The sequence below is a fragment of the Stutzerimonas stutzeri genome, from assembly GCF_013522825.1.
In the GTDB taxonomy this organism is placed as follows: domain Bacteria; phylum Pseudomonadota; class Gammaproteobacteria; order Pseudomonadales; family Pseudomonadaceae; genus Stutzerimonas; species Stutzerimonas stutzeri_AK.
In genome coordinates, this window is the sequence record NZ_JAAMQZ010000052.1 from 1 (window position 1) to 26,598 (window position 26,598).

General features: G+C 63.6%; 22 protein-coding genes, 4 pseudogenes and 3 riboswitches. Of the genes and pseudogenes, 3 read left to right on the plus strand and 23 right to left on the minus strand.

What is annotated here, in order from left to right; all coding sequences use genetic code 11:
- Positions 1 to 297: hypothetical protein (locus G7020_RS23925; RefSeq protein WP_219852797.1), on the plus strand; the 297-nt coding region annotated here is incomplete at its 5' end.
- Between the two features lie 55 nt (positions 298 to 352).
- Positions 353 to 540: pseudogene (locus G7020_RS24190) on the plus strand (integrase); the annotation flags it as partial.
- Positions 541 to 555: 15 nt separating this feature from the next.
- Here G7020_RS24190 and G7020_RS21700 read toward each other — a convergent pair.
- From G7020_RS21700 to cobO, 14 genes and pseudogenes are all read right to left on the minus strand, one after another.
- Positions 556 to 720: pseudogene (locus G7020_RS21700) on the minus strand (transposase domain-containing protein); the annotation flags it as partial.
- Positions 721 to 913: 193 nt separating this feature from the next.
- Entirely contained in the window at positions 914 to 1,936 is a 1,023-nt protein-coding gene (locus tag G7020_RS21705) for a FecCD family ABC transporter permease (protein WP_181087015.1), read from the minus strand.
- Positions 1,936 to 2,904: an ABC transporter substrate-binding protein gene (locus G7020_RS21710; protein WP_181087016.1), complete on the minus strand. Its 969-nt coding sequence runs from the start codon at positions 2,902 to 2,904 to the stop codon at positions 1,936 to 1,938. The genes G7020_RS21705 and G7020_RS21710 overlap by 1 nt, the downstream gene beginning before the upstream one ends.
- The gene (locus G7020_RS21715) at positions 2,901 to 3,686 is read right to left on the minus strand and encodes an ABC transporter ATP-binding protein (protein ID WP_181087017.1); all 786 of its coding nucleotides are present in this window, start codon (positions 3,684 to 3,686) and stop codon (positions 2,901 to 2,903) included. The genes G7020_RS21710 and G7020_RS21715 overlap by 4 nt, the downstream gene beginning before the upstream one ends.
- 48 nt (positions 3,687 to 3,734) lie before the next feature.
- On the minus strand, positions 3,735 to 5,873 hold the full coding sequence (locus G7020_RS21720; RefSeq protein ID WP_181087018.1) for a TonB-dependent receptor: 2,139 nt from the start codon (positions 5,871 to 5,873) through the stop codon (positions 3,735 to 3,737).
- A gap of 107 nt (positions 5,874 to 5,980) precedes the next feature.
- Positions 5,981 to 6,186, minus strand: a riboswitch (cobalamin riboswitch).
- A 126-nt stretch (positions 6,187 to 6,312) separates the two neighbouring features.
- Positions 6,313 to 6,900, minus strand: coding sequence for a vWA domain-containing protein (locus G7020_RS21725; RefSeq protein WP_219852798.1), 588 nt, complete (start codon positions 6,898 to 6,900; stop codon positions 6,313 to 6,315).
- Positions 6,901 to 6,971: 71 nt separating this feature from the next.
- The gene (locus G7020_RS21730) at positions 6,972 to 7,979 is read right to left on the minus strand and encodes an AAA family ATPase (protein ID WP_181087019.1); all 1,008 of its coding nucleotides are present in this window, start codon (positions 7,977 to 7,979) and stop codon (positions 6,972 to 6,974) included.
- Positions 7,976 to 11,842: a cobaltochelatase subunit CobN gene (gene cobN, locus G7020_RS21735; protein ID WP_181087020.1), complete on the minus strand. Its 3,867-nt coding sequence runs from the start codon at positions 11,840 to 11,842 to the stop codon at positions 7,976 to 7,978. The genes G7020_RS21730 and cobN overlap by 4 nt, the downstream gene beginning before the upstream one ends.
- A 3-nt stretch (positions 11,843 to 11,845) precedes the next feature.
- Positions 11,846 to 12,901: a cobalamin biosynthesis protein CobW gene (cobW, locus tag G7020_RS21740; RefSeq protein ID WP_181087021.1), complete on the minus strand. Its 1,056-nt coding sequence runs from the start codon at positions 12,899 to 12,901 to the stop codon at positions 11,846 to 11,848.
- A gap of 17 nt (positions 12,902 to 12,918) precedes the next feature.
- The gene (locus G7020_RS21745) at positions 12,919 to 13,281 is read right to left on the minus strand and encodes a DUF1636 family protein (protein WP_181087022.1); all 363 of its coding nucleotides are present in this window, start codon (positions 13,279 to 13,281) and stop codon (positions 12,919 to 12,921) included.
- Positions 13,278 to 14,051 carry an ABC transporter ATP-binding protein gene (locus tag G7020_RS21750; protein ID WP_181087023.1) on the minus strand — a complete coding sequence of 258 codons (774 nt, stop codon included), beginning with the start codon at positions 14,049 to 14,051 and terminating at the stop codon, positions 13,278 to 13,280. The genes G7020_RS21745 and G7020_RS21750 overlap by 4 nt, the downstream gene beginning before the upstream one ends.
- Positions 14,048 to 15,058 carry a FecCD family ABC transporter permease gene (locus tag G7020_RS21755; RefSeq protein ID WP_181087024.1) on the minus strand — a complete coding sequence of 337 codons (1,011 nt, stop codon included), beginning with the start codon at positions 15,056 to 15,058 and terminating at the stop codon, positions 14,048 to 14,050. Before G7020_RS21755 ends, G7020_RS21750 begins: the two co-directional genes overlap by 4 nt.
- Positions 15,055 to 15,891, minus strand: coding sequence for an ABC transporter substrate-binding protein (locus tag G7020_RS21760; RefSeq protein ID WP_181087025.1), 837 nt, complete (start codon positions 15,889 to 15,891; stop codon positions 15,055 to 15,057). Before G7020_RS21760 ends, G7020_RS21755 begins: the two co-directional genes overlap by 4 nt.
- Complete coding sequence (gene cobO / locus G7020_RS21765; RefSeq protein ID WP_219852799.1) at positions 15,891 to 16,550, minus strand: cob(I)yrinic acid a,c-diamide adenosyltransferase; 660 nt, start codon at positions 16,548 to 16,550, stop codon at positions 15,891 to 15,893. The genes G7020_RS21760 and cobO overlap by 1 nt, the downstream gene beginning before the upstream one ends.
- A 129-nt stretch (positions 16,551 to 16,679) precedes the next feature.
- Positions 16,680 to 16,896: riboswitch (cobalamin riboswitch) on the minus strand.
- A 94-nt stretch (positions 16,897 to 16,990) separates the two neighbouring features.
- Here cobO and G7020_RS21770 point away from each other — a divergent pair.
- Positions 16,991 to 17,246, plus strand: a pseudogene (locus G7020_RS21770) (GNAT family N-acetyltransferase); the annotation flags it as partial.
- A 459-nt stretch (positions 17,247 to 17,705) separates the two neighbouring features.
- On the opposite strand, the gene cobU reads toward G7020_RS21770, so the two are convergent.
- The 9 genes and pseudogenes from cobU to G7020_RS21815 form a co-directional block, all read right to left on the minus strand.
- Positions 17,706 to 18,227: a bifunctional adenosylcobinamide kinase/adenosylcobinamide-phosphate guanylyltransferase gene (gene cobU, locus G7020_RS21775; RefSeq protein WP_181087026.1), complete on the minus strand. Its 522-nt coding sequence runs from the start codon at positions 18,225 to 18,227 to the stop codon at positions 17,706 to 17,708.
- Positions 18,228 to 18,329: 102 nt separating this feature from the next.
- Positions 18,330 to 19,781 (minus strand): cobyric acid synthase, encoded by a 1,452-nt coding sequence (locus G7020_RS21780; protein WP_181087027.1) that lies wholly within the window; start codon positions 19,779 to 19,781, stop codon positions 18,330 to 18,332.
- Positions 19,778 to 20,770, minus strand: a complete 993-nt coding sequence (cobD, locus tag G7020_RS21785; protein WP_181087028.1) for a threonine-phosphate decarboxylase CobD — start codon at positions 20,768 to 20,770, stop codon at positions 19,778 to 19,780. Before cobD ends, G7020_RS21780 begins: the two co-directional genes overlap by 4 nt.
- The gene (gene cbiB / locus G7020_RS21790) at positions 20,763 to 21,674 is read right to left on the minus strand and encodes an adenosylcobinamide-phosphate synthase CbiB (protein WP_181087029.1); all 912 of its coding nucleotides are present in this window, start codon (positions 21,672 to 21,674) and stop codon (positions 20,763 to 20,765) included. The genes cobD and cbiB overlap by 8 nt, the downstream gene beginning before the upstream one ends.
- Positions 21,671 to 22,321: a 5,6-dimethylbenzimidazole synthase gene (gene bluB, locus G7020_RS21795; protein WP_181087030.1), complete on the minus strand. Its 651-nt coding sequence runs from the start codon at positions 22,319 to 22,321 to the stop codon at positions 21,671 to 21,673. Before bluB ends, cbiB begins: the two co-directional genes overlap by 4 nt.
- The gene (locus G7020_RS21800) at positions 22,318 to 23,610 is read right to left on the minus strand and encodes a cobyrinate a,c-diamide synthase (protein ID WP_181087031.1); all 1,293 of its coding nucleotides are present in this window, start codon (positions 23,608 to 23,610) and stop codon (positions 22,318 to 22,320) included. Before G7020_RS21800 ends, bluB begins: the two co-directional genes overlap by 4 nt.
- A gap of 62 nt (positions 23,611 to 23,672) precedes the next feature.
- Positions 23,673 to 24,248, minus strand: coding sequence for a hypothetical protein (locus G7020_RS21805; RefSeq protein ID WP_181087032.1), 576 nt, complete (start codon positions 24,246 to 24,248; stop codon positions 23,673 to 23,675).
- A 24-nt stretch (positions 24,249 to 24,272) separates the two neighbouring features.
- Complete coding sequence (gene btuB, locus G7020_RS21810) at positions 24,273 to 26,138, minus strand: TonB-dependent vitamin B12 receptor (RefSeq protein WP_181087033.1); 1,866 nt, start codon at positions 26,136 to 26,138, stop codon at positions 24,273 to 24,275.
- A gap of 117 nt (positions 26,139 to 26,255) precedes the next feature.
- Positions 26,256 to 26,475, minus strand: a riboswitch (cobalamin riboswitch).
- A gap of 8 nt (positions 26,476 to 26,483) precedes the next feature.
- A pseudogene (locus G7020_RS21815) lies at positions 26,484 to 26,598 on the minus strand (IS5/IS1182 family transposase); the annotation flags it as partial.

Consider the following 26,598-nt stretch of genomic DNA (forward strand, 5'->3'; position numbering starts at 1 on the left):
CCGGTTGAGTGGCCGGATGGCCGTGGAATCAGTGGCCGGATGCGCGTGGAATGGGTGGCCGGATCAGCGTGGAATCGGTGGTCAGATGCTCATGGAATGGGTGGCCAGATGACCGTGGAATCCGCACCGAGGCTGTGTAAAAACGTTTTCGAGCGCGACAGGTACTCAAAACCGGACTGGAAATCGCGCATCTGGGCGAAATCCACATCTGCTGAGGTGCCGAAAAATTTCAGATTTCACGTAGACGCGCGCACTTCAATTTTGACGAAGCGTTTTTACACACTCTGGGCCGGATAGCGTCTCTTCCCCCGCCGGCACCATGCTTGTACTTCGTCACCGAGGAGGACAAGCCATGAAAGCGACAGCCGCCATTAGCCACGAACCTTGGAACAAGAGAAAGCTCGTTGGTCAGAAAGCCCCGCTCCGGATCAGGGATATCTGAGCTGTCCGCGTCAGACTCCAGCTTGCAGAGAAAACCCAGGGACTTGGCTCTTTTTTGACCTGTCAATCGATAGCAAGCTGCTCGCCTGCGACCTCACCGTAAGCGAACGGGCATTACACCTTGCCGGCGGATACCCAGTTGTGCGGCAGCAGCTCGACCAGAGCGCTGGCCTTCTGCGTCGGCAGTCGTGTGAGCACATCCTTGAGATAGGCATACGGATCATGCCCATTCATGCGCGCCGACTGGATCAGGCTCATGATTGCCGCCGCCCTTCGCCCGAATAGCTTATCTGGGCCGCAGCTGGCATGTATCGTCGAGCATCAGTTGGCTCCCCATCAACGAGTGCTTGTCCTGATCGCGTGTTGTAAAGCAGCGACTTCAGAGTAGCGCCCGGCAGATGGAATTACCGAGGAGCAGACCGACACCGAAGACCGTCATCAGCCAGACGATCACTGATTTAGATCGACAGCTTCATGCGCGCCGCTTCAAAAGCAGAATGAAGAACAATCCGCCCAGTGCCGCCGTGGCGATCCCGATAGGCAGATCTTCAGGGGCGATCATGGTGCGCGCCACCACGTCCACCCAGACCAGGAACAGCCCGCCAAGCAATGCGCTGATTGGGATCAGCCGGCGGTGCTCGGCACCGACCAGCGCACGGGCCATGTGCGGCACCATCAGACCGACGAAGCCGATGGCGCCGGACAGCGACACCAATACACCGGTCAGCAACGAGGTGCAGACGAATACCTGCAAGCGCAGCCATTTGCCGTTGAAACCAAGGCTCACCGCCGTCTGTTCGCCACTCATCAACGCGTTCAATCCGCGTGCCATCGTCAGCAATGCGCTGAACCCGAGCAGTACACAGATGGCCGGCAGCCAAATAACGTCCCAACGTGCCGAGCCCAGCCCGCCAAGCATCCAGAACACCACCGACGCAGCCGCATGGTGATCGCCGGTGTACAGCAGCAGGTTGACCAGCGCCATCAGCACGAACGACACCGCGACACCGGCCAGAAGCAACCGGTCACTGTCCAGGCGACCACCGCGTCGGGCGACGGCAAGCACCAACAGCATGCTACCGGCTGCACCGATGAAAGCTGCCAATGGCAGGCTGAACACACCGAGAAACTCTCCCAGATAAAGCACCACTAGCACGGCGCCCAGCGCTGCGCCCGAGCTGACACCCAACAGATGCGGGTCGGCCAGCGGATTACGGGTCACCGCCTGCAGTGCCGTGCCGACCAGGGCAAGCCCTCCGCCAACCAATACACCAAGCAATATACGCGGCGCACGGATGAGCCAGACGATATGTTCGTGGCTCCTGCTCCACTCCCCCTCCAGTTCGAAGCCCAGTTGCATGCCCAGAATCCTCCAGACATTGTCCAATGGCACAGCAGCGGGGCCGAAGCCCAGGGCGATCACGCAAGACAACAACAAGGCGATAAGCAAGCCGATGATCAGTAGACGATAGCCGGCTGCACTGCGTATCGGCATTAGCGAGATACCCCGTTGAACAGTTGTGGATACAGGCCGGCGGCGACTTTCTCGACGGCCAGCGCATTCTCCACCGACGGCGTGACTTCCATGTAGGTGAGTACGATGAAACGTTGATCGCGGATCGCCCGGACAGCCTGCAAGGCCGGATGGCGCATCAGGAAATCACGCTTCTGCTGCCAGGTGCGCGGGCCGTAATCGACGATCACGATCACCTCGGGATCTCGTTCGACCACACTCTCCCAGTTGACCTGCGTCCAACTGGCGGACACATCGCCCATCACATTGTCCCCGCCAGCAGCCTCGATGAGCGCCTGAGGCATCCCTAACCGCCCGGACGTAGTGGGCCTGTCTTCGCCGCTGTCGTAGAGGAATACCTGAGGTATATCGCTGGCGTGTTGCACGGCAGTACGTACGGCATCGATGCGCTCACGCAACTCTCCTACCAGCGCTTGGGCTCGACTCTCAACGGAAAAGATCTTCCCCAGGTTGAGCAGATCACCGTACAAATCATCCAGGCTTGCCCGGGGCTGCGTCATGATCCGCGAACAGGACTCGGTGAGTTCGTAGACCGGGATGCCGAACGGAGACAGAGTCGTCGGCGTTACAGGGCCGCCAACGCGCATGCCATAGCTCCAGCCAGCGAAGAACAGGTCAGCATCGACCTCCAGCAACGTTTCGATGGAGGGATAACGACTGGCCAGTTGCGGCACATCGGCCAGTGCTTCATCTATCCATGAATCACGATGCTTAACACTGTCGAAGCCGGTGTACCCGACCATGCGCTCGCGCAGGCCAAGCCTGACCAGCATGCCCGTCATGTTGACGTCGTGGACGACCACTCGCTGGGGCGCCCTGTCGAAGGTCACGTCGCGGTCACAGCTGCGCAGGGTCAGCGGATAGTCGCTCGCCATGACCGGCAGTATGCAGAGGATTGGCAGCAGACCGAGTAGACAGCGAATGTTCATGATTGAGTGATCCAGGTTATGCGCGGATAGCCATGCAGAGGATGCTCATCGACCAGCGCCGGTACGCCGAAGACCCACTGCAACAGCTCGGCGGTAAGCACTTCGACGGGCGTACCGCTGGTCACAATGGCTCCTTCTCTGATGACATACAGACGGTCACAGAAGGCAGCCGCCAGGTTCAGGTCATGGAAGCTCGCCAGGGTACTCAGGCCGAGGCTGCGCAAGTGCTGCAACAGCTCGAGCTGGTACCGCGGGTCGAGGTGGTTGGTGGGTTCGTCAAGAATCAGCAGCCCCGGCTGCTGCACCAGCGCACGGGCCAACAACACCCGCTGCTTCTCACCACCGGACAAGTTGGCAAAGGTAAGCTGCGCATAGGCACTCATCCCGACCTGTTCCAGCGCCTCGGCGATCAGCAGTCGATCCTCGCGGCTGTTGCTATCGAACAAACCCTGATGCGGCGTACGGCCCATGGCGACCACGTCGCTCACGCAGAGGCCGAACTCCTGCGGAAACTCTTGCAGTACCACAGCGATACGCCGCGCACTCCAGCGCGGCGTTTGCCGCCATAGATCCTCACCATCGAGCAGCAGCCGACCGCTTGCCGGCTCGCTCGAACGATAGGCGCAACGCAACAGGCTGGTTTTACCGCTGCCGTTGGGACCGATAAGCCCAACGAACTCGCCATCGCTTACGTGCAGGTCGATGTCCTGCAATAGCAAACGTGGCTCACTACGCCGGGTATCGATGGCCCAAGCCAATGACTCGATGTTCAAACTCGACATACTCGCCTCTTCTTGAGCGCACCGGCGCATTAGCCGCTGCGCTGGTGCTTAGAAGCTGTAATCAGCCGTAACGAAAAAGGAACGTGGCTCGCCGAGATACCACTGGCCGCCATCGCTGCTGGCGGTCGTTGCGTACTGACGGTCGAACAGGTTATTCAGCTCCAGCCCCAGGCGCACTTCCGGCAGTACCTGCCAGTCGATGTTGGCATCGACCAGCGTATAACTCGGAACCTCCACGGTGTTGGCCGTATTGGCGTAGCGGCTGTCGACATAGCGAGCACCAATACCAGCCTCGACTTGCTGGCTCAGTACTTTGCTCAACCACAGGTTGGCGACTCGACGTGGCACGTTAGTCGGACGGTTGCCACTGCGATCACCGCCGGCCTCGACAAAATCATCGTACTCGGCACGCACGATCGCGGCATTGGCCGAGACCTGCCAACCCGCCCCCAGTGCCAATTCCAGTGTCGCTTCCAGGCCATCGGAAGACTGCTGGCCGATCTGTTCGGTTGGCGCTGCAGGTGTAGAACGGCTTAGCAGCTTCTCCTTGACGATGTGATAGGCCGCCAACGTCCACTCGCCGCGCCCGTCCAGAAACGCGTGCTTGATACCGAACTCGGTCTGTCTGGTCTCGCTCAGCTCGAACTGCTGCTGAGTCGGACTCAAGGTCAGCAGGTTGTTTACGCCTTCGGTGCTGGTGGCGTACTGGCCATACAGCGACAGCTCGGGCGTCAGCTCGAAGACCAGACCGGCGCGCCAGTTGTCACCACTCAGACTGCGGTCGACGCTGATACCCGTGGCCAAGTCGTCACGCTGGATATGCACCTGATCACGTCGAACACCGGTGACCAGCGACAAGCGCTCGGTGAGCTGCGTGCGGTTCTCGGCAAACAGCGAAAACTGCCGGGCCAGATTGCGCTCGCGCGGCCCGTAACCCAGCGGATCGTTGCTCTGATACTGACCACTACTGGATCCGCCTAGCGGGACGGTGTCGCTGAAGCTGCTACCGAAATCATGCTGGCGGGCGAAACGAATACGGTTGTAATCCACGCCCACCACAGTACGGCTATCCAGGCCGAACAGCGGGTGTTCCAGAGTAAAGGCCTGGCGGACACCGACCTGCTCCTGGGTGTGCTTGATCTCGTAAAAGCTGCTGCGGTCGATCAGATCGCCGGGCTGCCAGTCATAGGACTCAGCATTGCGCCAGTAGCGCTGAGTCTTGATGTAGTAGAGCTGATTGCTTGCCGTGAGCACGTCGCTGACATGCCAGTCGGTCACCAGCCGGGTGATCTGGTCGTTGTAGCGAATCTCGGCGTTGTCGACGTTGTAATTGTGCTCGCGCAGGCTCTCGCGATACTTGCCATCAACCAGCGGCGTACCGAAGTAGCGCGTGGGATCCTGATCGCCATTGTCGTGGGACAGGGTGAAGCTAAGGTCATCGCTAACGTCCCAGCGCAGCGCCGCACTGATCGCCAGGCTCTTGGAGTCGCCACGGTCGACCCAGCCGTTGCTGGCCTGCTGGTTCAGGGTCAGCCGATAGCTCAGCGTGTCGCTCAGCGAGCCACCGCTATCCAGCGCGGTCTGGCGGCGGTCGTCGCTGCCATAGCCGAGGCGCAGGTGATTGCGGATCTGGCCATTGAAAGGTTTCTTCGGCACTACGTTGATCACGGCTCCGGTAGCACCCTCTCCATAGAGAACCGACGCAGGCCCACGCAGCACATCGAGACGATCCAATGACCAGGTATCGACAGGGAACGTCACGGTGCCTGCTCCGATGTACTGCCGGGTTCCGTCATATAGCTGCATCGTCGACGCATGACCAGCGAAGCCACGGGCCGACAGCGCTGTGCCACCATCCCCCGGCGTACCCATGGTGGTAATGCCCGGTGTGCGGGTTACCGCATCCTGCACCGTACGGTTGTTGCGGCCTCGCACCTGCTCACCACTGAGACTGGTCGTGCTCGCCGGTGTCTGCAGCGCACTCAGTCCCAGGCGAGAACCGGAGGTTGTCGGCGTATGCAGGTCAGGTTGAGGCGAATTCTCGGCAACACCGACAATGGCCTCGGACGGCAGCGCCAAAACATGATCGTTATCAGCATGCACGGACGCAGTCAGTAGCACGCAAGGCGCCAGACATACGCGTAAAATTTTGCCCGGCAGGGCATCGAACAGGGAATTGCGGGACATATCGTTCCACTCAAGCAGGAATGTATGAATCCCGGAGGGAACAACGCATGGGAGTCGCAGGCGAAAAGCCCACGGAAACCGGCCTGCGCCCGCCCACCGCGGGTTTGCCAAACGAGGATTTTCAGGCCGGTCTCCGGGCTCGCGAGGGTCTTAAAGTACTCACCTTCCCATGCCATGGCACAGTGGTGTATCGAATACTTCTCTCGCATACCGTTGCGGGGGCAGCGCCGGATTGATCACGTTCCGTGACGAACCGGCTTCCCGTTTCATCCCATACGCAGCGGCATGGGACACCTGAAACTGGCGCGCATCTGAACATCGAAGGGCCAACCAGTCAATGGCACCCAGACCTGGCCAGGGAACGCGAGCCAGCTGGAGGGAGTCATCAACGCGCGCTCCACCGTCCCGAACGGGCCGGCGGCACGCTTATTTGCACGCATTAGAATTGGCCCAGCAGCTCTGCTGCGCGTACGTGCTCGGCGTCCCAGAGACGGGCCAGGTGCTCGCCCCGCCCGATTGGCAGCGGTCCGCTCTCAAAATCCACCACCACACAAAAGTCGACATGTGCCGGACGTGCTGGCAATTGGCTGAAGCGTCCATCACTGATGAGCCACAGGCCGATCTTGAGACCAGGCGCGCGTCGCCGGACTTGACCCAGAACCTGCTCTGCGAGCGCCACACCGGCAGGTAGCGGCGTGCCCCCACCGCCGCGAATGGCGCCAATCCAGGCCTCGTTGAACGCCACCGCCTTATGCGGCGCTTGCAGCAGGCGCGCCTGGCCGCCAGCGAAACCGATCACCATCAGCTCACCACGCTGCCGGTAAATCTGGCGGGTCCAGTGCAGCAGCAGACCTTTGGCCAACGCCAGGTTGCGTCGCTTGAGCATCGAGCCGGAGCAATCCAGCAGCAAGCAATGCAGCACAGCGCTCTGATCGGCGCGCGGCCGGAACCGCAGGTGCTCAAGACGCAGCGCGGCGCCAGCCTTGCTCAACAGCGTGCGCGGCCAGTGGATGGTGCTGCCCGGCATATGTCCGGCGGCCCGACTGCGCCCCTGTCGACCACCGCGGTGTGCGTGCGGGCCGAGCGAGGCGCCTGGGCTCAGGGCTTTTTTTTCGGTAGCGGCCTCGCCCCGCTCAACGCCAGGGTAGGCACTGCCTGCGGTGGCAGCGCTCCCCAGCTATCCGCTGAATCCTGCGGAGATTGCTGCTGCCCCTGTTGCTGCTCCTGCTGAGCACTGCCTTCGGTCTCAGCGGGCGGCGCCTTGCGCCGGTGTGCGAGGACAAGTTCGACCACCGCCTCAACGTCGCTGTCGCTGATCTGTTCCTGCCTCAGCCAGGCGGCATGGGCAGCGGCAGCGCGCAGCAGCACCAGGTCGGCGCGTACGCCTTCCACCCCTGCGGCATGGCACAGGCTGCTGACCTGCCGGTGCAGAGCGTCGCTGAAATCCAGCCTGCCGACGCGTGCGCGGGCCTGCTCCAAGCGGCCGATCAGCGCCTGCTGAGCCTCCCGCTGGCGCTCGACGAAACTGTGCGGGTCGCGGTCGAAGGCCAAGCGACTGCGCACGATGGCCTCGCGACTGGCGGGGTTTATCTGCGCACCGAGGCGCACGAACAGACCAAAGCGGTCGAGTAGCTGCGGGCGCAGTTCGCCCTCCTCCGGGTTCATGGTGCCGACCAGGGCAATACGTGCCTCGTGCTGGTGGGAGATGCCGTCGCGCTCGATGCGGTTGACCCCGCTGGCGCAGACATCGAGCAGCAGATCCACCAGCGCGTCAGCCAGCAGGTTGACCTCGTCGACGTACAGCACGCCGCCGTCGGCGCGCGCCAGCAGGCCAGGTTTGAAAACCACCTCGGCGTTCTGTAGCGCGGCCTGGATATCCAGCGAGCCGACCAGTTGCTCTTCGCTGGCGCCCAGAGGCAGGTCGACGAAGCGCTGGCCCGGCAGCAACTCGGCCAGCGCGCGGGCGCTGGTAGACTTGGCAGTGCCGCGCGGCCCCTCGATCAGTACGCCGCCGATATGGGGGTCGATGGCGGCCAACAGTAGCGCCAACTGCAGTTGCGGTTGACCGTGCAAGGCACTGAATGGGTATTGCGGACGTGAGCTCATGATGATTCTTCCAGATGCTGCTCGGCAGCCAGCAGATGCTCTTCGATCTGCTCGCGGTAGTCGCCAGGCTCGGCCCACAGGCCACGCTGGATGGCTTCCAACAGGCGCTCACCAATCTCCAGTAGGGCGTCGGGGTTGTGCTGGCGGAGGAATTCGCAGGTCGCCGGATCGTTGAGATAGGCGTCGGTGAGGCTGGCGTACTGGTCGTCGCGCACCACACCAGTGGTGGCGTCATAGGCGAACAGATAGTCGACGGTGGCGGCCATCTCGAAGGCGCCCTTGTAGCCGTGACGCTTGACCCCGTCGATCCACTTCGGGTTGGTCACCCGCGCACGCATGACCCGACTGACTTCCTCATCCAGGGTGCGGATGCGTGGCGCCAGCGGATCGCTGTGGTCGCCGAACAGGATCGCCGGCTGAACACCACTCAGATGGCGCACTGCCGCTGTCATGCCGCCCTGGAACTGGTAGTAGTCGTCGGAATCGAGCAGGTCGTGCTCGCGGTTGTCCTGGTTCTGCACCACCGCTTGCAGCTCGCCGAGACGCTGGGCGAAGCGCTCGCGCTGCGCCTCGCCGTAGACCTGCTGGCCGTAGGCATAGCCGCCCCAGTTGAGGTAGGCGCGGGCCAAGTCGGCATCGCCCTGCCAGTCGCGCGAGTCGATCAGGCCCTGCAAGCCGGCGCCGTAGGCGCCGGGCTTGGCGCCGAAGACGCGGAAGCCGGCCTGCCGCCGCGCGATCTCGACCGGCAGCCCCTGCGCCTGTAGTTCGGCAGCCTCGCGAAGGATGCGTGCGCGGATCGGGTTGAGTTCCTCCGGCTCGTCCAGTTCGGCAACCTTCTGCACCGCAGCATCGAACATCTGCATGATGTTAGCGAAGGCGTCGCGGAAGAAGCCGGAAACGCGCAGGGTCACGTCTACTCGCGGACGGTCCATACGCCTGGCTGGCAGTACCTCGAAATCGGTGACCCGCCAACTGCCTTCCGCCCACTGCGGGCGCACGCCGATCAGCGCGAAGGCCTGGGCGATGTCGTCACCGCCCGTGCGCATGGTCGCCGTGCCCCACACTGACAGGCCAAGGCTGCGCGGGTAGTCGCCATTGTCTTGAACGAAACGCTCGATGAGCAACGCAGCAGACTTTTCGCCAAGCGCCCAGGCGGTCGGCGTGGGGATCATCCGTGTGTCGACCGAGAAGAAATTCCGTCCAGTTGGCAATACGTCCGGACGCCCACGTGACGGCGCGCCACTTGGCCCCGGCGGCACGAAACGGCCCGCCAGGCCACGGCACAATTGGTACAGTTCCTGCTCGCCGCACGCCAGCAGGCGCGGGCGCAGATCGTCCTCGACGCGCTGGAGCACAGCGCGGGTTTGCGCCCACCCCTCGCCAGCTGCAGAAGCAAATTCGTTAGTGTTCAGATAGTCGGACGCGTCTAAGTCGTCCTTGTCACGAACACATTCGCTCTTACCCATTCCTGCCGCAAGCTCGGGGTTGGGCACCTCCAGCAATTGCAGAGCAAGCAGTTCGATGCGCTCTCGGGTGTCGCCGTGGGTACGCCAAGGCTGCTCGCTGACCGCCAGTAGCGCTGCTGGCTGGGCGCCCTGCCAGGGCTGGCTCCAGTCCCCGACGAGCGGGTCGAAAGCGGCTTCCGGCAACAGGTCGCGCGCCAATGCGCGTACCAGGCTGGCGTTGCGCCCCTGACCGTCGCCGATTCCATGCCGGGCCAGCGCTAGCAAGGTGTCGCGCAGCAGACGATCCTGTGGAGACTGACCGAAGATATGCAGGCCGTCGCGGATCTGGCTTTCTTTCAGCTCGCACAAGTAGTTATCGGTACGGTTGAGCAGCAGTTGCTCTTCTTCTTCGCTGCGCGGCGCAGTCAGGCCGAGATCGGAGTGGAGATTGTGTTCGACGATCAGGGCCAGCACCTGCTTGCGCAGCAGTGCGGCACGGCGCGGATCTAGGGTCAGTGCCTCGTAAAATTCGTCGATCAGCCGCTCCAGGTCCCGGGTCGGCCCGTAGCTTTCGGCACGGGTCAGCGGCGGCATCAGGTGATCGATGATCACCGCCTGGGCGCGGCGCTTGGCTTGGCTGCCTTCGCCTGGATCGTTGACGATGAACGGATAGAGATGCGGCAGCGCACCGAAGACCAGCTCCGGCCAGCACTCTTCACTGAGCGCCACACTCTTGCCCGGCAACCACTCGAGATTGCCGTGCTTGCCAACATGCACGATGGCGTCGCTGGCCCAGCTCTGCCGCAGCCATAGATAGAAGGCCAGATAGTGGTGGGGCGGGACCAGGTCAGGGTCGTGATAGTTGGCCATCGCATCGAGCTGGTAGCCGCGTGCCGGCTGGATGCCGACAAACACTTGGCCGAGGCGCAGACCGGCAATCATGAAGCGGCCCTGGCGCAGCATTGGATCGGTCTCCGGCACCCCCCAGCGGGCAACGATGGCAGCGCGATTGGCCTCCGGCAGACCGGCGAAGAACGCCTGGTAATCGGCCAGCGCCAAACTCTGCCGTGCCGGACGCAACGCCCACTGTTCAGGATCGTTGGTCACGCCCTGCTTGAGCATCTGCATCAGCGCGTCGCCATCGACGGGAATGTCCGCGACGCCGTAGCCCTCGTCACGCAAGTGTTGAAGGATACCGATCACCGAAGCCGGTGTGTCGAGGCCAACGCCATTGCCCAGGCGGCCCTCGCGGGTCGGGTAGTTAGCGAGAATCAGCGCTACGCGCTTGTCGGCGTTGGCCAGACTGCGCAGCCGACACCAGCGCTGCGCCAGCTCGCAGACGAAGGCGATGCGATCCGGCAACCCCTGATATTCCACCACATCGCTCTGGGTCAACACGCTACGCTGCCCGAAGCCCTTGAAGCTGATCGCGCGGCTGATGATGCGCCCGTCCACCTCCGGCAGCGCCACCAGCATGGCCATGTCGCGCGGCTGCAAGCCGTGCGGATCGGCACGCCAGCCGGCCTCGTTACCGCCGGAGAGCATCACCTGCAGCACCGGGATATCGCCGGCCAGCGCGTGGTCGCCCGGATCATCCATCGAGGACTGGGCGAACGCCGTGGTGTTGAGAATTAGCGCCACCTGCTGCTCAGCGCAGAGCGTGCGCAGGGTCGCCAGGCACAAGCCGTCCTTCAGCGACAGCAGGGCGATCGGTAGCGGGTTAAGGCCGCGCTCCAGCAGCCCCTCACACAACTCGGCGAACACACGGGTGTTGCCCGCCTGCAGATGCGCACGATAGAACAGCAACACCACGCACGGCGCGCCTGGCGTCCAGCGCTGCCGCCAGCTATCGACCGAGGCGTTGTCACATTGCGGGTGAAATACTGCCACCGGCGGCAGCGCACGCGGAGGCTGGACGTCCAGGTCGAGGTTGAAAAACCGTACGCCGAGGTAGCGGTATAGCTGCCGCGCATTGGCCGCTCCGCCTTCGCGCAGGTAACGCCACAGCTGATGGCAGTCATCCGGCGCAACAGTACTCAGCGCGGTGAGGTTGTGGTCCTCAGTCATGTCGCCGGAGAACATCGCCAAGGCGATATTCTTGCGTCGACACAAGGCAACCAGTTGCTCGGTCCCGTAGGGCCAATAGCTTTCGCCGCCCAGGTGGTCGACGACAATCAGTCGCGCGTGCTGCAGCACCTCATCGACGTACAAGTCGATGGACGCCGGCTGGCGCAGGTGCAGCAGGTTCGCCAGCCTCACGCTGGGATAGTGATCCTGCGGGCAGGCCGCCGCCAGCAGCGCCAGCGTCGTATCGGCAGCGCTGAGGATGACGATCTCCGCCGGGTCCTGTTCGAGACGAGTGATGGTTGCGCCGCTCTCGTCGACGTAGCCGCCCGGCAGCGCCGAGAGCATATGCATGGCTTACACCTCCGCGCCGAGCAGGGCGGCGCGCAGCACCTCGGCGTCCAGCGCCTGGCCGATCAGCACCAGGTACGTGCTCGGCGTCTCACCTTCACCCCAGCGGCGATCGAAATAGGCATCGAAGCGCTGGCCGACTCCCTGCACCACCAGGCGCATCGGCTTGTTTGCCAAGGCAACGAAACCCTTCACACGGAAAATGCCGTGATGTTCAACCAATGCCTGTAGCGCTGCGAGCAAGCGCTCACGATCGACCACCGACAGCTTGATCACTACCGAGTCGAATTGATCGTGGTCATGCTCGTGTTCGTCATCACCGTGGTCGTGATGGCTTTCGCGCAGGTGAATGGATTCCTCCGAGGCGCTGCCCAGGCCGAGCAGAACGTCCAGGGCCAAACGGCCGCGATCGCTGGCGACCACCTTGACCTGCGCCGGCAGTTCCTCGCGCACCAGCGCCTCGACTGCAGCCAGGGCCGCCGCATCGACCAGTTCGACCTTGTTCAGCACCACCAGGTCGGCGGCCAGAAGCTGATCCTCGAAGAGTTCGTGCAGGGGCGATTCGTGATCCAGATTAGGGTCGGCGCGTCGCTGTTCATCGACCGCCTGCGGATTGGCAGCGAACTGGCCGGCAGCGGTAGCCGGCACGTCAACCAGGGTCACCACCGCGTCGACGGTGCAGGCGTTCTTGATCTCCGGCCAGTGGAAGGCCTGCACCAGCGGCTTGGGCAGGGCCAGGCCGCTGGTTTCGATGAGAATGTGGTCGAGTTCGCCGCGGCGCTCGATCAGCTCGCGCATCACCGGGTAGAACTCTTCCTGTACGGTGCAGCACAGGCAGCCGTTGGACAGCTCGTAGAGCTGTCCGGCCTGCTCCGCGCCCTCCTCGTCGCAGCCGATGCCGCAACCGCGGAGGATTTCGCCGTCGATGCCCAGCTCGCCGAACTCGTTGACAATCACCGCGATGCGCCGGCCATTGGCGTTCTCGAGGATATGACGCAGCAGCGTGGTCTTGCCGCTGCCGAGGAAGCCGGTGACGATGGTGACGGGGATCTTGGCGGTCATTTGGAACTCCAGGGTTTTCAGTCGTCGAGAACAGGAATGCGGGCGATGAACTTGCCCTTGATGCCAGCCGGCCAGTCACGGAAAGGCACCTGGCCGGTGACGGAAAGCTGGTAATGGCGGGCATAGTCGAGCAGTGCCTCTGCCGATTCGCTGCCGGGGCGGAAGTCGCCGAGCACGTAGGCAATCTTGCCGGGGGCGCGTAGCAGAGCGGCGCAATGCCGTTGGCAAGCCATCAGGCAGCGGGTGCGGCGGATCACCAAGTCGTCGTCGACCTGGAGCAATGCCTCCACTTCGCTGGCCAAGCACTCGCCCGGACGCACGGCGTCGGGCTGTGCGGCGTCGTAGCCGCAGGTTTCACAGAGCACCAGGGTGGTGGTCATGGTTGTTCCTCCGGGTGCCGGCAAGTCCAAGGCAGTACAAATGGCTCCAGCTGATGCTCACCAAGCACCGCCTGCACGCGATAAACCTGCTGTAGATGTTTGGGAGTGAGCACCTGGCGCGCGCTGCCACAGGCCACGAGGCGGCCCTGATCGAGGAGCAGCAGACGGTCGCAGAAACGGCTGGCCAGGGTCAGATCATGGAGCACCACCACCACGCTACGACCCTCGGCGCACTGCTCACGCAGCAACTGCATGACGTTGAGTTGATGGTACGGATCGAGCGCGGCCACAGGCTCGTCGGCCAGCAGCAGCGGGCTGCCAACCGCCAAGGCGCGGGCCAGACGGGCCCGGGCGCGTTCACCGCCGGATAACTGGTCGAAGCGCCGCCCAATCAACCCTTCCAGGCGCATGCGCGTAATGGAGGTGTCGACGGCAGGCTCGTCCGCTGCACTGCGTCGATGCGGCAGCCGGCCGAGAGCCACGTAATCACGCAGGCGTAACGGCCATCCGCTTACGTCACCCTGCCCCAGATAGGCCAGCCGCAGCGCCCGCTCTCGCGGCGCCAGGCGGGCCAGCGATAGGCCGTCGAGATGTATTTCGCCCTGATACGGCAGTAGGTGGGCGATGGCCTTGAGTAAAGTGCTCTTGCCAGCACCGTTAGGGCCGATCAGGCCGAGCATTTCGCCTGGCTGCAGGCACAAATGAATATCATCAAGCAGCAGGCGTCCGTGCAATTCGACGCCAAGCCCTTGCAGCTCCAGCACGCTCATGTCGCGGCCCTCCGCTGGCGCAGAACCAGAACAAGGAAGAACGGCGCGCCGATCAAGGCAGTGACCACGCCCAGCATCAATTCCTGTGCACCGCTGACCAGGCGCAGGACGATGTCGGCAGCAAGCAGCAGAGCCGCACCGCCCAGGGCGCTACTCCCCAGCAGGCGAGCTGGGTGATAGTCGACCCAGCGGCGCAGCAGATGCGGCACCACCAGGCCGATGAAACCGATGGCGCCGGTAACCGCCACGCTGGCGCCGACGCATAGCGCAGTACCCACGACAATTTGCAGGCGCAAGCGGGCAAGATTGACGCCGAGGCTGGCAGCTTCGTCTTCGCCAAGGGTCAGCGCATCAAGCGCGCGGCCGCTGGTGAGTAGTAACACGAGGCCGATGAGGATGAACGGCAGGCACAGGCGCACGTCGGCAAAACTGCGGTCACTCAGCGAGCCCATCAGCCACAGCACAATATCCTGCATGTCGGTGGGGTTGGGGGCGAGATTGATGGCCAGCGAAGTGAGCGCAGCCGCCAGCGACGACAGCGCGATGCCGGCCAGAATCAGCGTCAAATTGCTGGCCCGCCGCCGAGTGATGGCATACAGCGTCAGGGTCGCAAGCGCCGCGCAACCCATCGCTGCGGCCGGCAGCAGCCAGGGAGTCAACGTCGCAAAGCCATAGTAGAGGCACAGCACCGCACCGAGACTGGCGCTCGAACTGACACCGAGCAGCCCCGGTTCGGCCAGTGGATTACGCAGCAAACCCTGCAGTGCGGCGCCCGCAGCTCCTAGCGAGGCACCTACCAGAATCGCCAAAAGCACACGCGGCAGGCGAATCTCATTAACGATGATTCGCTGCTGCACCACGGGGTCCCTGAGCTCGACTCCGCCGGTTGCCGGCTGCAAAAGCGCTACGATGACCTCATCAAGGCTAAGCGGCACTGCGCCGATACCCAGAGAGAACAGCACCAGAGCCAGCAGGATCAGCACCAGCAGAGCATTCAAGCGACTCATGGGCGTCCCTGTTCGGCCAGAGCCAGACCGTCGACCTGCGCGGCCAGCTGCTCGGCGCTGTCGATCAACTGCCAGTCGCTGCAGCCCCATCGATTGCCCGCTATTTGCAGTACTGGGCGCGTGGCGATCAACTGTTGCACTCGGGGATGACGGGCATAGGCGGACTTGGCATAGCCTTGGTCGATCGGCATATCGGCACTGACGAACAGGTCCGGAGGGCTGACTACCAGCGTTTCGAGATCGAAACGGCCCCAACCGACACGGCCCAACTCCGCCTGGTGGTTAGTCAAGCCAACTGATTGGAAGACGGTATCGACATAGGTGTTACGTCCGGCGCTGCCACCGTTGGGACGCAGATACAGCGCGCGCAACGGTCGTGGATGGGCCTTGAGGCGACTCAGGCGGGTCTGTACCTCGGCGAGCAGAGCCTCGCCTTCTGCCTCGCGGCCGAGACTCGCTGCGACCAACCGAGTACTGGCGAAGATCTCCGCCCAGCTTGTCGGAAACGGCACCACCAGCACCTCGATACCGTGCCTGCGCAGCAACTCGGCGCGGTTGTGCGCCAACCAGCGCCGCGAAGCGAGGACCAGGTCCGGGTGCAGGGCGATGATTTCCTCGGCGCTGGCATGGTTGGCCGGGTAGCGCCTGGCCAACCCGGACATCGACGACAGACGCGCATCCTGACTCTGCGCCGACACCGAAAGCAGCTGCGTCGGCGCGGCTAGGCGCAGAGCGAGCTGGTCCGCACACACATTGGTTGAGACCACCCGAGGCAGATCGGTGGCCGCCGCAGGCAAGCTTGCCAGCAGGGCAAGAAATAGAGCGCGGCGCATTAAAAGTCGAGGCCGGCCTGGGCTTTCACGCCGACGTTGAAGACGTGCTTGACGTCACGGACCTCGCTGACTGTGTCAGCCAGCTCAATCAGTTCCGGCTTGGCCGCACGCCCCGTGACGATCAAGTGCTGGTGGCTCGGCCGCGCGCGGATGGCTTCGAGCACGCCGGATGTGTCGAGGTAGTTGTACTTGAGCATGTAGGTCAGCTCGTCGAGAACCACCAGGTTCAGGTTGGGGTCCTGGAGCATTCGTTCGGCCTGCGCCCAGGCTTGGTCGGCGGCGGCCTTGTCATCATCCCAGTTCTGGGTGTTCCAGGTGAAACCTGTGGCCATGGCGTGGTATTCGACCAGCGGTGCGTGTTGGCGCAGGAAGGTGACCTCGCCGGAGGCCTGGGTGCCCTTGATGAACTGCACCACACCGGCGCGATGACCGTAACCAAGTGCGCGATAAAGAGTGCCGAACGCCGAGGTGCTCTTGCCCTTGCCGTTGCCTGTGATCAGCACGAACACACCGCGCTCGATCTGCGCCCGCTCAATGCCGGCGTCCACCACTGCTTTCTTGCGTTGCATACGCTCGTTGTGGTTTTGCTTCTTCTGCTCGTCGATCACCGGCCCACACTCCCTCAGTCGCTGCGAACGGTACGCGTACGCGCACCACATGACAGGCGGTAACCAGGAGGGACTGGGGTTCGATGCGCAACACATCAAACTCAAAAATGACGGCACTGGGGAACGGCACGCGTCTAGCGCGAACCACAGCGACGGCAGCCACCCCCCCACCGGGGTACACACCTTCTCGCCGATCAGGCCGGTCTTCTGGCTGGCCGTCATCCGAAGCCCGCACCTTCCCAGGCTTAGGCCCAGTGGTATATCGCGGCTTCGTCAGGCTCTACAGCAGCGGGGGCTGCGCCGGACTCTGGCGTGGAAACTTCCACCGCCGTACCGGACTTCCCGTTTCAGCCCACCCGGCGAATGCGGATGGGACACCTAATCGAATGGATCGCAGGGTAGCGGTTCGTGGCCTCTATCGCAATCAACCAAACATCGCACCGATTGGCCTCCCGAATTCCGCGTCACAGGCGAAGCCGGCTGCTGCAGCGTTGGGTTTCGAGATACATCGCTATCTGGACAGCATGGACGGTGCGCAGACGGACAAGCCCAAGCTGATCATGATGCTGGATGCTGGATGCTGGATGCTGGATGCTGCCAATCTAGCTCGCAGGCTCGGCTTCGCACTATACCTGCGATATATCGATGATCCTGAAGCCTGTGCGCTGGCTTATCTGGCGGTGCAGTCTAGCCATCGCCGACTGGGCATCGGCGCGCATGGTCGAGGAGATGGTGTCACGTTATCCGTAGGCTGCGCCCTGGGGAAGGTTACGCCGTAATTCACGTAACAGACGTGAGCCGTTTCGGTAGCGTCATCGAACTTCTGAAAGAAGTCATCGGATGGCACGCCAAGTACTACCGGCCCCTCATCCTTGTAACGCTGACAGAGCGTTTCACTCTTCGAACCGTGGTGCGAGACCACAGAAGCTCGCTATTGACCACAACCAGTGCCTGCCCTGAAACTGTTGGCGCAGATCGAGGTTTTTTTGGAGCGAAGCTTCGGCAGCTCGTGCTGCAGCAGCGTCGGGCAGGACTCTGCAAACACCGGACCCGAAAGCAGCATCAAAGCCAGGGATATAGCAAGCAAGCGCTTATCATGGCGACGACTCCGATCAAGATTGCGGTTTACGCTACTCCCGAGACCATAGGGCGACAACACATTCCAGCAGGCCGCCGAAATCGCCTGTTGGCCAAGGCTGTATTCATTCAAATGGGCTCAGCTTTGAGCACCATCGGCAAACCCGCCACGACAAAGGTCACACGCTGACAGCGCTCGGCCAGGGCCTGGTGCAACCAGCCGGCCTCATCCACATAGCGTCGGCTCAGCTCACCCAGCGGCACCACGCCAAGGCCGGTTTCATTGCTCACCAGCAGCACGTACCCCGGCAGTGTCGCCAGGCAGTCGAGCAAGGCCTCGCGCTCTTCGACCAGGTGCGCCGGATCGTCCTGCATCAACAGATTGGTCAACCACAGCGTCAGGCAATCGACCAGCAGGCAGTGATCGACCCGCGCGTGTTCACGCAGCACTCGCGCCAGCACCAGGGGTTCTTCCACCAGCGCCCAATCGACGGGCCGGCGGGCGCGGTGATGGGCGATGCGTTCGGCCATTTCAGCGTCCAGCGGCTGGCTCGTGGCGATATAGGTTACGGGCAACCCGCTTTCCATTGCGAGGCGTTCGGCCAGGCGGCTCTTGCCTGAGCGCGCGCCGCCGAGAATCAGCTCAAGCATGTTGATCTCCAGGATCCTGGAGCGAGCCATGCTCGCGAACTATGGCACCCGGTGCCGTAGCGGTTTCGCGGGCACGCCCCCCTATGAATGGTGCGAACAAGGCTAGACACCACACAGCTCCCGCAGCAGGCGGGTATCCAGATGCGTCTCGACCAGGTCGGCTAGGCGTTCGATATCGCGCTCGCGCAGGGCGTGGTAATCGACCGCTTCGACGTCATCGAGCCCGGCCCAACGCAACAGTGCCTCACAGGCGGCGGGTGACTCGAACAGGCCGTGCAGGTAAGTCCCCAGCACCTGATTGTCCTCGCTGATGGCGCCATCGCAGCGGCCATCGTCGAGGCATACAGCGGCTTGCCCGAGCGCCGACCCCTGACTGATCCCGGCATGAATCTCATAGCCACTGACGTACGCATCATCAATCATCAGGCGGCCACAGACGTTGCGCAGCTGCTTTTCGCGTTCCAGTCGCGTTGACAGCGCCAGCAGACCGAGCCCATCGCTATGGCCAGCCGCGCCTTCCAGCCCGTGGGGGTCGTCAATACCTTCACCCAGCATCTGCAGTCCGCCGCAGATGCCCAGCACCTTGCCGCCATAGCGCAGATGACGCTGGATGGCCCTCTCCCAGCCCTGCTCGCGCAGCCATGCAAGGTCGGCGCGGACGCTTTTCGAGCCAGGCAGAATGATCAGATCGGCGCTCGGGATGGGCTGTCCGGGGCCGACGAAACGCAGATCGACCTGCGGATGCAGGCGCAGCGGGTCAAAGTCGGTGTGGTTGCTGATGCGCGGCAAAACCGGCACCACGACTTTCAGCGCTCGCTCGCCCTTGGCCGACTGGCGCGCATCGACGGCATCCTCAGCTTCCAGATGAAAATCCATCAGATACGGCAACACGCCGAGCACCGGCTTGCCGGTGCGTTGCTCCAGCCAGTCCAGCCCCGGTTGCAGCAGCGCGATATCGCCGCGAAAGCGGTTGATCACAAAGCCCCGCACCCGCGCCTGCTCGCTGTCCGAAAGCAGAGCCAGGGTGCCGACCAGATGGGCGAAAACGCCGCCCTTGTCGATATCGGCGATCAGAATGACTGGGCAATCCACCGTTTCGGCAAAGCCCATATTGGCAATGTCATTGGCGCGCAGATTGATCTCGGCGGGCGAGCCAGCGCCCTCGACCATCACCACCGAATACGCCGCGCTCAAGCGCCGATGGGACTCCAGTACCGCATTCATCGCCACACGCTTGTAATCGTGATAAGCGGCGGCATCCATCTGGGTGACAGCCCGCCCATGAATGATCACCTGCGCACCGATATCGCTGTTGGGCTTGAGCAACACCGGATTCATATCAGTGTGCGGCGCAAGCCTGGCGGCCTGGGCCTGCACGGCCTGCGCCCGTCCGATCTCGCCGCCGTCAGCGGTGACCGCACTGTTGAGCGCCATGTTTTGTGGCTTGAACGGCGCCACCGCAACGTTCTGGCGCGCCAGCCAGCGGCACAGCGCGGTCACCAGGGTGCTCTTGCCCGCATCGGAGGTGGTGCCCTGGACCATCAAGGTACTCATGAAACCCTTTTCCTGTAATGCACCAGCGCGCTTGCCAGCCGGCTCCAGTCTCGCTCGTCTGCCGGCAGGCCGAAACGCAGGCTCGGCGGAGCATGAAAACGGCGTACGAGAATGCCCTGACTGGCGAGAAACTCGTACAACGGGTCGACCTCTTCGCTCAAGACCCATTGAAACAGAGCGCAGCCACCGGCAGACGGCAAGCCATGAGCGGTCAACAGGTCCGCCAGTCGCTGGCCGTCGGCCAGGAGACGTTCACGCTGACGGGCCTGCCCTGCACGGTCAGCGAGCAAAGCCGTGCCGATGAACCTTGACGGCCCGGCGATGGGCCAGGGCCCCATGGCATCGCCCAAAGCCCGTAACAGCTCGCCTTCAGCCAGCACAAAGCCCAGCCGGGCACCGGCCATGGCGAAAAACTTGCCGAACGAACGCAGCACGATCAACCCCGGCAGGTGGGTGTATGGCGCCAGGCTGTATTCAGGCGTTGGATCGATAAAGGCTTCATCAACCACCAGCCAGCCGCCCCGCTCCGCCAGTCGTGCATGCCAGTCGAGCAATTGTGCGGGCGGCAGCAGGCGCCCTGTGGGGTTGTTCGGATTGACCACCACCAGCACGTCGACTTGATCGAGCGCACGCCGCACGCTGCCCTCACCGAACGCACTTGTGCGATGCCCTTCGCGGCGCCAGGCCTCGGCATGCTCGGCGTAACAAGGCGAGACGATGCCGACCTGCAACCGCCGTCGCAGCCTGGGCAGCATCTGGATCGCCGCTTGCGAGCCGGCAACCGGTAGCAGTGAAGAGACACCGTAATAACCGCGGGCGACGGCCTTCAGCTCATCTTCGGCTTCCGGCAATCGACTCCAGGCGTTCAACGGAATTACTGGCAGGTCGAATCCATAAGGCGCGATACCGGTGGACAGATCGAGCCAATCCGTCAACGGGATGCCGAAGTCATGCGCCGCCGCGCGCAAGCGTCCGCCATGTTCAAGCATACAATCCGCTCCCCAGCAGAATCAGCAGCAACCAGAGGCCGACGCCAGCCCAGACCAGATCCAGCGCCCGCTCGATATCACGCGCTTGTGGCGCTTCGCCCTCGCCCAGCGATGGCCGCTCGTGCCGCTCGCCGTGGTAGATCGCCGACCCACCAAGTGCCACGCCCAGCGCTCCGGCCCCGGCAGCCATTACCGGCCCCGCATTGGGGCTATCCCAGAGTGGCGCCTGCAGGCGCCAGCAACGCCAGGCCTTGCGTGTCTGGCCGAGCACGGCGTAGGTCAGCGCCACCAGCCGGGCAGGGATGAAGTTGAGCACGTCATCGATGCGCGCAGCGGCCCAGCCGAAACGCTCGAAGCGCTCATTGCGATAGCCCCACATGGCATCGAGGGTGTTGCTCAGGCGATAGAACACTACGCCCGGCGCACCGGCAATCGCGAACCAGAACAGCGCGGCGAACACCGCATCGCTGCCGTTTTCCAGCGCCGATTCGGTGGCGGCGCGGGCCACGCCCGCTTCGTCCAGCCCGGAGGTATCGCGGCTTACGATAAAACCGACGCGCCGGCGCGCCTCGGGCAGATTTCCGCTACGCAAGGCGCTCACGACCGGCAGCAGATGCTCGCCGAGGCTACGCAGTCCCAGGGCGCAATACAGTAAGGCGATCTCCACCAGCCAGCCGATACCCGGCAACAGGCTGAGCAGCCAGGCCATCACTGTCAGCGGCAGCACGGCAATGCACCAGGCGGTAACGCCGTGGCTGCGCCAGCCACGCCCATCCGGGCCGTTGAAATGCCGCTCCAGACGATCCGCCAGCCGCCCGAAGGCCACCAGCGGATGACCGCGTCGCAGCTCACCCAGCCATGCATCCAGGCCGACTCCGGCCAGGCAAGACAGTGCCAGGCTCACTCGTGATGCCCCCAGCGATCAATGAACAGCAACTCTTCCAACGGCCGTGGCTGGGTCCAGCCTTCCAGCGCCAGCATCGGAGCCGGATAGAATTCGTCGACCGGGCCGAGGCAGATCACCGCCACGGGCGTGGCGCCCATTGGCATCTGCAAGAGTCCAGCCAGCGCCAGGGGGTCGAACAACGATACCCAGCCCAGGCCCAGCCCTTCGCCACGCGCAGCCAGCCAGAGATTCTGGATCGCACAGGCCGCCGAGGCGAGATCCATCTCCGGCAATGTGCGCCGACCGAATATGTACGCTTCGCGACCCTCCATCAGCGCCACCACCAGCAGCTCGGCGCATTCTTCGATACCTTCGACCTTTAGCTGCATGAACTCGCTGCCACGCTCGTCCAGTGCTTCGGCAGTCAGCAGGCGCTCCTGCTCGACCAGCCCGGCAATGGCCGTGCGCAACTCACTACGGGTAATACGGATAAAGCGCCAGGGCTGCATCAGGCCGACGCTGGGCGCCTGGTGCGCGGCTTCCAGCAGGCGTGCCAGCAGTTCAGGTGCCACTTCGCCGCCGCTGAAATGACGCATGTCGCGACGTTCGGCAATGGCGCGATAGATGCCGGCACGCTCCTCTGGACCGAACGCATGTTCGCTCATGGTCGTAACAACTCCGCGGCTGCCGTCGGATCAGACGGCAAGTAGAAATGGATATAGGACGCCGTCAGGCGCCCCTGGCGATAGACCGCCTCGGCGGTGCGCCGGTAGTTCGGGCATTCGCCCCGCGTCAGCGGCGTCAGCGGTGTTTCCAGCGCCGAGTGGTGGAAGGTATGCCCACGCAGCCGCCCTTCCGGCAGCGCCACTTCCTGCAACGCCAGCGCCGTCAGACGCGGTTGCAGGCGCGCTTCGCCGGGCAGCAGGCCGAGCATGGTGCCATATGTTCCGGCCTTGTCGGTAAGGCCTTCGAGCAGATAGAGCATACCGCCGCATTCGGCGAGGATCGGCTTGCCGGCGGCATGATGGGTGCGGATCGCTTCGGCCATCCCCTGGTTGTCGGCCAGCGCGCACAGATGCAACTCGGGATAACCGCCGGGCAGGTAGAGGCTGTCCACCAGCGGCAAGGCCGTGTCGACGAGCGGCGAGAAGAACAGCAGCTCGGCACCCAGCTGGCGCAGCAGGTCGAGGTTGGCCTGATAGTGAAAGGCGAAGGCGGCATCGCACGCCACGCCAATGCGCACGCCCTGTAGCAGCGGTTCGAGCGTACGCGACAACGGCGCGGCAAAGCTCACCGCTGGCGGCAGCGCCACATCGGCGCTGGCCGCCAGAGCATCGGCGGCGGCATCCAGGCGTGCGTCCAGATCGGCCAGTTCGCCGGCCTGCACCAGCCCCAGATGCCGGCTCGGCAGTTCAATATTGGCGCTGCGCGGCAACGCGCCGTACCAGCGGATCGCCTCCGGCAGGCTGTCGCGCAGGATCTCGCCATGCCGCACGCTGCCGGCCCGGTTGGCCAGCACGCCGGAGAACGGCAGGTCCGGCTGGAAGCTGGCCAGACCATGGGCCAGGGCGCCGAAGGTCTGCGCCATGGCCGAGCCATCGATCACCGCCAGCACCGGCACGCCGAAACGCCGCGCCAGATCGGCGGCGCTGGGATTGCCATCGAACAGCCCCATCACCCCTTCGATCAGGATCAAGTCGGCCTCGCCAGCGGCTTGCCAGAGCAACCGGCGCGACTCTTCCTCACCGACCATCCACAGGTCAAGCTGATAGACCGGCTGGCCACTGGCGCGGGCGAGAATCATCGGGTCGAGGAAATCCGGCCCGCACTTGAACACCCGCACGCGCCGCCCGGCCCGCGTGTGCAGGCGTGCCAGGGCGGCGGTGACGGTGGTCTTGCCCTGACCGGAGGCCGGCGCGGCGATCAGCAATGCTGGGCAACTTCTGCTATTCATCGCGGCCTCCCGTCAGCCAATACGTTGTATGCGCATCTTGTGTCGCTCGTCGCGCCCGCCCATCAGTGCACCTCCCGCGCGCGCATCAGGCGCAGCGCCGAGACGATACCGACATGCAGCACCACGGCTGTACCGACGTAGAACGCCAGATTGCCCAGGTGACGCGGGACGTACTGGGCGATGCGCACCAGGAAGCCGGCCAGCGTCGGCTCCGGATAGCGCCCCGAGAAGGCATAGAAAGCTCCGCCGGATATCAGGTAGGCCACGAAAGCCGCACCCACCAGTGTCATTGCCAGCACGGCCAGGCTGCGCAGGTCGTCGCGCTGCCAGCCGGCGAACAGCCGTCCCGCCAGCCACAGGCTGCCGTAGGCCGGCACCAGCGCCCAGTAGGCCGGCGACACGCACCAGTCGCTGATGCTGCCACTGGCCAGGGAGCCGAAGTCCAGCACCGATGCCAGAGCGAACAACAGCGCGAATACCCAGCGCGGACGCAGGTAGAAGCCGGCCAGGAAGAAGATCGACCAGCTGGCGCTGGGCAGATTCTGGACGCTGGCGAAGTGTTGGCCACGGGTCATGGCCATCATTAGGATCAGCGCGGCGCCGATTGCCAGTTGGGCGCGCATGGACAGGACGTGCATGGTGTTCTCCTCCGGATTGCCGGTTTACAGGGCCTGATAGCGCACGGTGAAATACACCGCGCGACCGGGTTGTTCGTAGGTCTGTGCGGTTTCGTAGTCACGGTCGAACAGGTTCGCCAGCTTGACCTGCAAACGCCAAGCCTCGTCGAAACGGTACTCGCTGCGCAGATCTACCAGGGCGTAGCCAGGCATGCGGGTGCTTTCCAGATTGCTAGCCTTGTCGAAGCGCTCGCTGGCCGCGTATAGCGAGGCGCCCAGGCCGATGGCGCCGAACTGGCGATCCAGGTCCAGGTTGAACTGGCGCTTGGCGCGGCGTTGCAACAGATGGCCGTGGTTGGCCTTGCTGCGGTCCTGCGGGTCCATGAAAGTCAGATTGGCGTTCACATCCCAGCCGGCCAGCACGGTGGCGACGCTGGTCTCGATGCCACGGATGCGCGCCACGTCGACATTCTCCGGACGCATGGGACGGCTGCCCGCCCAGACGATCAGATCTTCAATCTGGTTCTCATAGGCATTGACGCTCCACTCGCCCCAGCCATGGCTGCCGCGGATACCCAGCTCGTAGCTTTCCGATTCTTCCGGCTGGAGGTCCGGGTTGCCCTCCATGCCGTTTGTAAGAGGGTAATAAAGATCGTTGAAGGTCGGCGCGCGATAGGCAGTGCCGTAGGCGGCGGTTAGCGTCAACGCGTCGCTTAGGTCGAAGCTGTAGCCCAAGCTGCCGGTGTCGTGCGCGCCGAAGAATTCATCATCGTCGCGGCGCAGGCCGGCCTGCACGCCGTGACGGCCAAACGCGGCCTGGTACTGGACGAAGTAGCCCTTGTTATAGCGGCCGTCCTCAGCATAGGCGTCGCTACTGTCGACACGGTCCTTTTTGTAATCCACGCCGAGGCTCAGCACCTGGGCCTCGCCGAAATTGAAGTCGTTCTGCCAGCTCAGACTGTCGCGGCGGGTATCGAAACGCGAATAGAAGCGGCCGTCCTGAAAGTTGTCGCTCAGGTCCTCGCTGTGCCCCGCCTGCAGGATGACATCCCAGAAAGCAAGCGGCGAGAAGCGCGCACGGCCGCTGAGCGCCTGTAGGGAGCCGTCGCCGTAGGCATTGCGGCCAGTGACACCACTCTTCGAACGACTATCGACGTCGCTGTGATTTTCGCTCTGCAACCAGCCACCGTCGAGCTCTAAACCGTTGTCGAAGCGATAGCCGGCACGCAGCTGGGCGGACAGTTCGCGGTAGCCGTCTGCATCCGGTTCGAAGGCATTGGGCTCAGTGCTGCGGTAGGCGCGGGCATTGATGCCGTCGGTGGACTCGCTGGCCACCCCGAAGTTGAACCAGCCGTTGCCGTGGTTTCCAGCCACGCCAGCCGATCCGCTGTAGCTTGAACGCGAACCAGCGCCCACTGAGAAGTAAGGTTTGAAGCCATCGGCGGCGCCGCGGCGGGTGAAGATCTGGATCACCCCGCCCATCGCCTCCGAGCCGTACAGGCTGGAACGCGGCCCACGGACGACCTCGATACGCTCAATTTGTTCGATTGGAATGTTCTGCAGTGCGGCGCTGCCAGAGGTGGCCGAACCGATCCTGACGCCATCGATCAGCACCAGTACGTGCTTGTCGCTGGTGCCGCGGATGGACACCGAGGTGTTCTTGCCGCGCCCGCCGTTGCTGGTGATGCTCACCCCGGCCAGGCGCTGCAGCAGCTCCGGCACGCTGCCGGCCTGCTGGCGTTCGATCTCATCACGGGTGATGAGGCTGCTGGAAGCGATGGACACCGGCGAATGGCCGGTCCGGCTGGCGGTAACCACCTGCTGGCCCAGCAGCAAGGCATCGCCATGATTGGCCAGGACACACGAAGGAGCGCCCAGTAGCACCACGGCCAAGGAAAGGGAATTACGCATTGATCAAGGTTCTCCGTCGTACCCACCCGCACGACAAAAGGTCGGTGGAGACAGACGGAAGAACTCGGAAGGAGGGAGTACCGCAAAGGTACGCACCCACCCAGCGCCCGCCGCACTGTCAGTGAAATGCGACAGGCCGGTCTCCGGGCTTGCGAGCGGAGCCTTGCGGCATCCAGAAATCGCGCCTTCCCGTGCGCGAAGCACAGTGGCCGTTGCGGTTTCTTGACTCGCCTACCGTTGCGGGGGCAGCGCCGGAATCTTCGTGAGAATGGACCGGCTTCCCTGTTTCACCCCTCTGACACTAGGCCAGGGGGGTACCTGAGGCGCCGCGGAGATTAGGGCGTGTTAACACATCTTCAGTCCGTCAACTATTAGCGCGAAGTTGATGAATCCGATGAACATCACATCAAGCTTCTCGAAGCGAGAGAATATACGCCGAAACCCCTTCAAGCGCCGGAAT

Bases quoted from the DNA above. Each gene is read 5' to 3' on its own strand.
- btuB (WP_181087033.1), bottom strand. From the start codon at position 26,138: ATGCGTAATTCCCTTTCCTTGGCCGTGGTGCTACTGGGCGCTCCTTCG.
- G7020_RS21720 (WP_181087018.1), bottom strand. From the start codon at position 5,873: ATGTCCCGCAATTCCCTGTTCGATGCCCTGCCGGGCAAAATTTTACGC.
- G7020_RS21725 (WP_219852798.1), bottom strand. From the start codon at position 6,900: ATGCCGGGCAGCACCATCCACTGGCCGCGCACGCTGTTGAGCAAGGCT.
- G7020_RS21760 (WP_181087025.1), bottom strand. From the start codon at position 15,891: ATGCGCCGCGCTCTATTTCTTGCCCTGCTGGCAAGCTTGCCTGCGGCG.
- G7020_RS21800 (WP_181087031.1), bottom strand. From the start codon at position 23,610: ATGAATAGCAGAAGTTGCCCAGCATTGCTGATCGCCGCGCCGGCCTCC.
- G7020_RS21705 (WP_181087015.1), bottom strand. From the start codon at position 1,936: ATGCCGATACGCAGTGCAGCCGGCTATCGTCTACTGATCATCGGCTTG.
- cobW (WP_181087021.1), bottom strand. From the start codon at position 12,901: ATGACCGCCAAGATCCCCGTCACCATCGTCACCGGCTTCCTCGGCAGC.
- G7020_RS21745 (WP_181087022.1), bottom strand. From the start codon at position 13,281: ATGACCACCACCCTGGTGCTCTGTGAAACCTGCGGCTACGACGCCGCA.
- G7020_RS21780 (WP_181087027.1), bottom strand. From the start codon at position 19,781: ATGAGTACCTTGATGGTCCAGGGCACCACCTCCGATGCGGGCAAGAGC.
- G7020_RS21750 (WP_181087023.1), bottom strand. From the start codon at position 14,051: ATGAGCGTGCTGGAGCTGCAAGGGCTTGGCGTCGAATTGCACGGACGC.
- G7020_RS21805 (WP_181087032.1), bottom strand. From the start codon at position 24,248: ATGCACGTCCTGTCCATGCGCGCCCAACTGGCAATCGGCGCCGCGCTG.
- G7020_RS21715 (WP_181087017.1), bottom strand. From the start codon at position 3,686: ATGTCGAGTTTGAACATCGAGTCATTGGCTTGGGCCATCGATACCCGG.
- G7020_RS21755 (WP_181087024.1), bottom strand. From the start codon at position 15,058: ATGAGTCGCTTGAATGCTCTGCTGGTGCTGATCCTGCTGGCTCTGGTG.
- cobU (WP_181087026.1), bottom strand. From the start codon at position 18,227: ATGCTTGAGCTGATTCTCGGCGGCGCGCGCTCAGGCAAGAGCCGCCTG.
- bluB (WP_181087030.1), bottom strand. From the start codon at position 22,321: ATGAGCGAACATGCGTTCGGTCCAGAGGAGCGTGCCGGCATCTATCGC.
- cobD (WP_181087028.1), bottom strand. From the start codon at position 20,770: ATGCTTGAACATGGCGGACGCTTGCGCGCGGCGGCGCATGACTTCGGC.
- G7020_RS21710 (WP_181087016.1), bottom strand. From the start codon at position 2,904: ATGAACATTCGCTGTCTACTCGGTCTGCTGCCAATCCTCTGCATACTG.
- cobN (WP_181087020.1), bottom strand. From the start codon at position 11,842: ATGCATATGCTCTCGGCGCTGCCGGGCGGCTACGTCGACGAGAGCGGC.
- G7020_RS21730 (WP_181087019.1), bottom strand. From the start codon at position 7,979: ATGAGCTCACGTCCGCAATACCCATTCAGTGCCTTGCACGGTCAACCG.
- cobO (WP_219852799.1), bottom strand. From the start codon at position 16,550: ATGTGGTGCGCGTACGCGTACCGTTCGCAGCGACTGAGGGAGTGTGGG.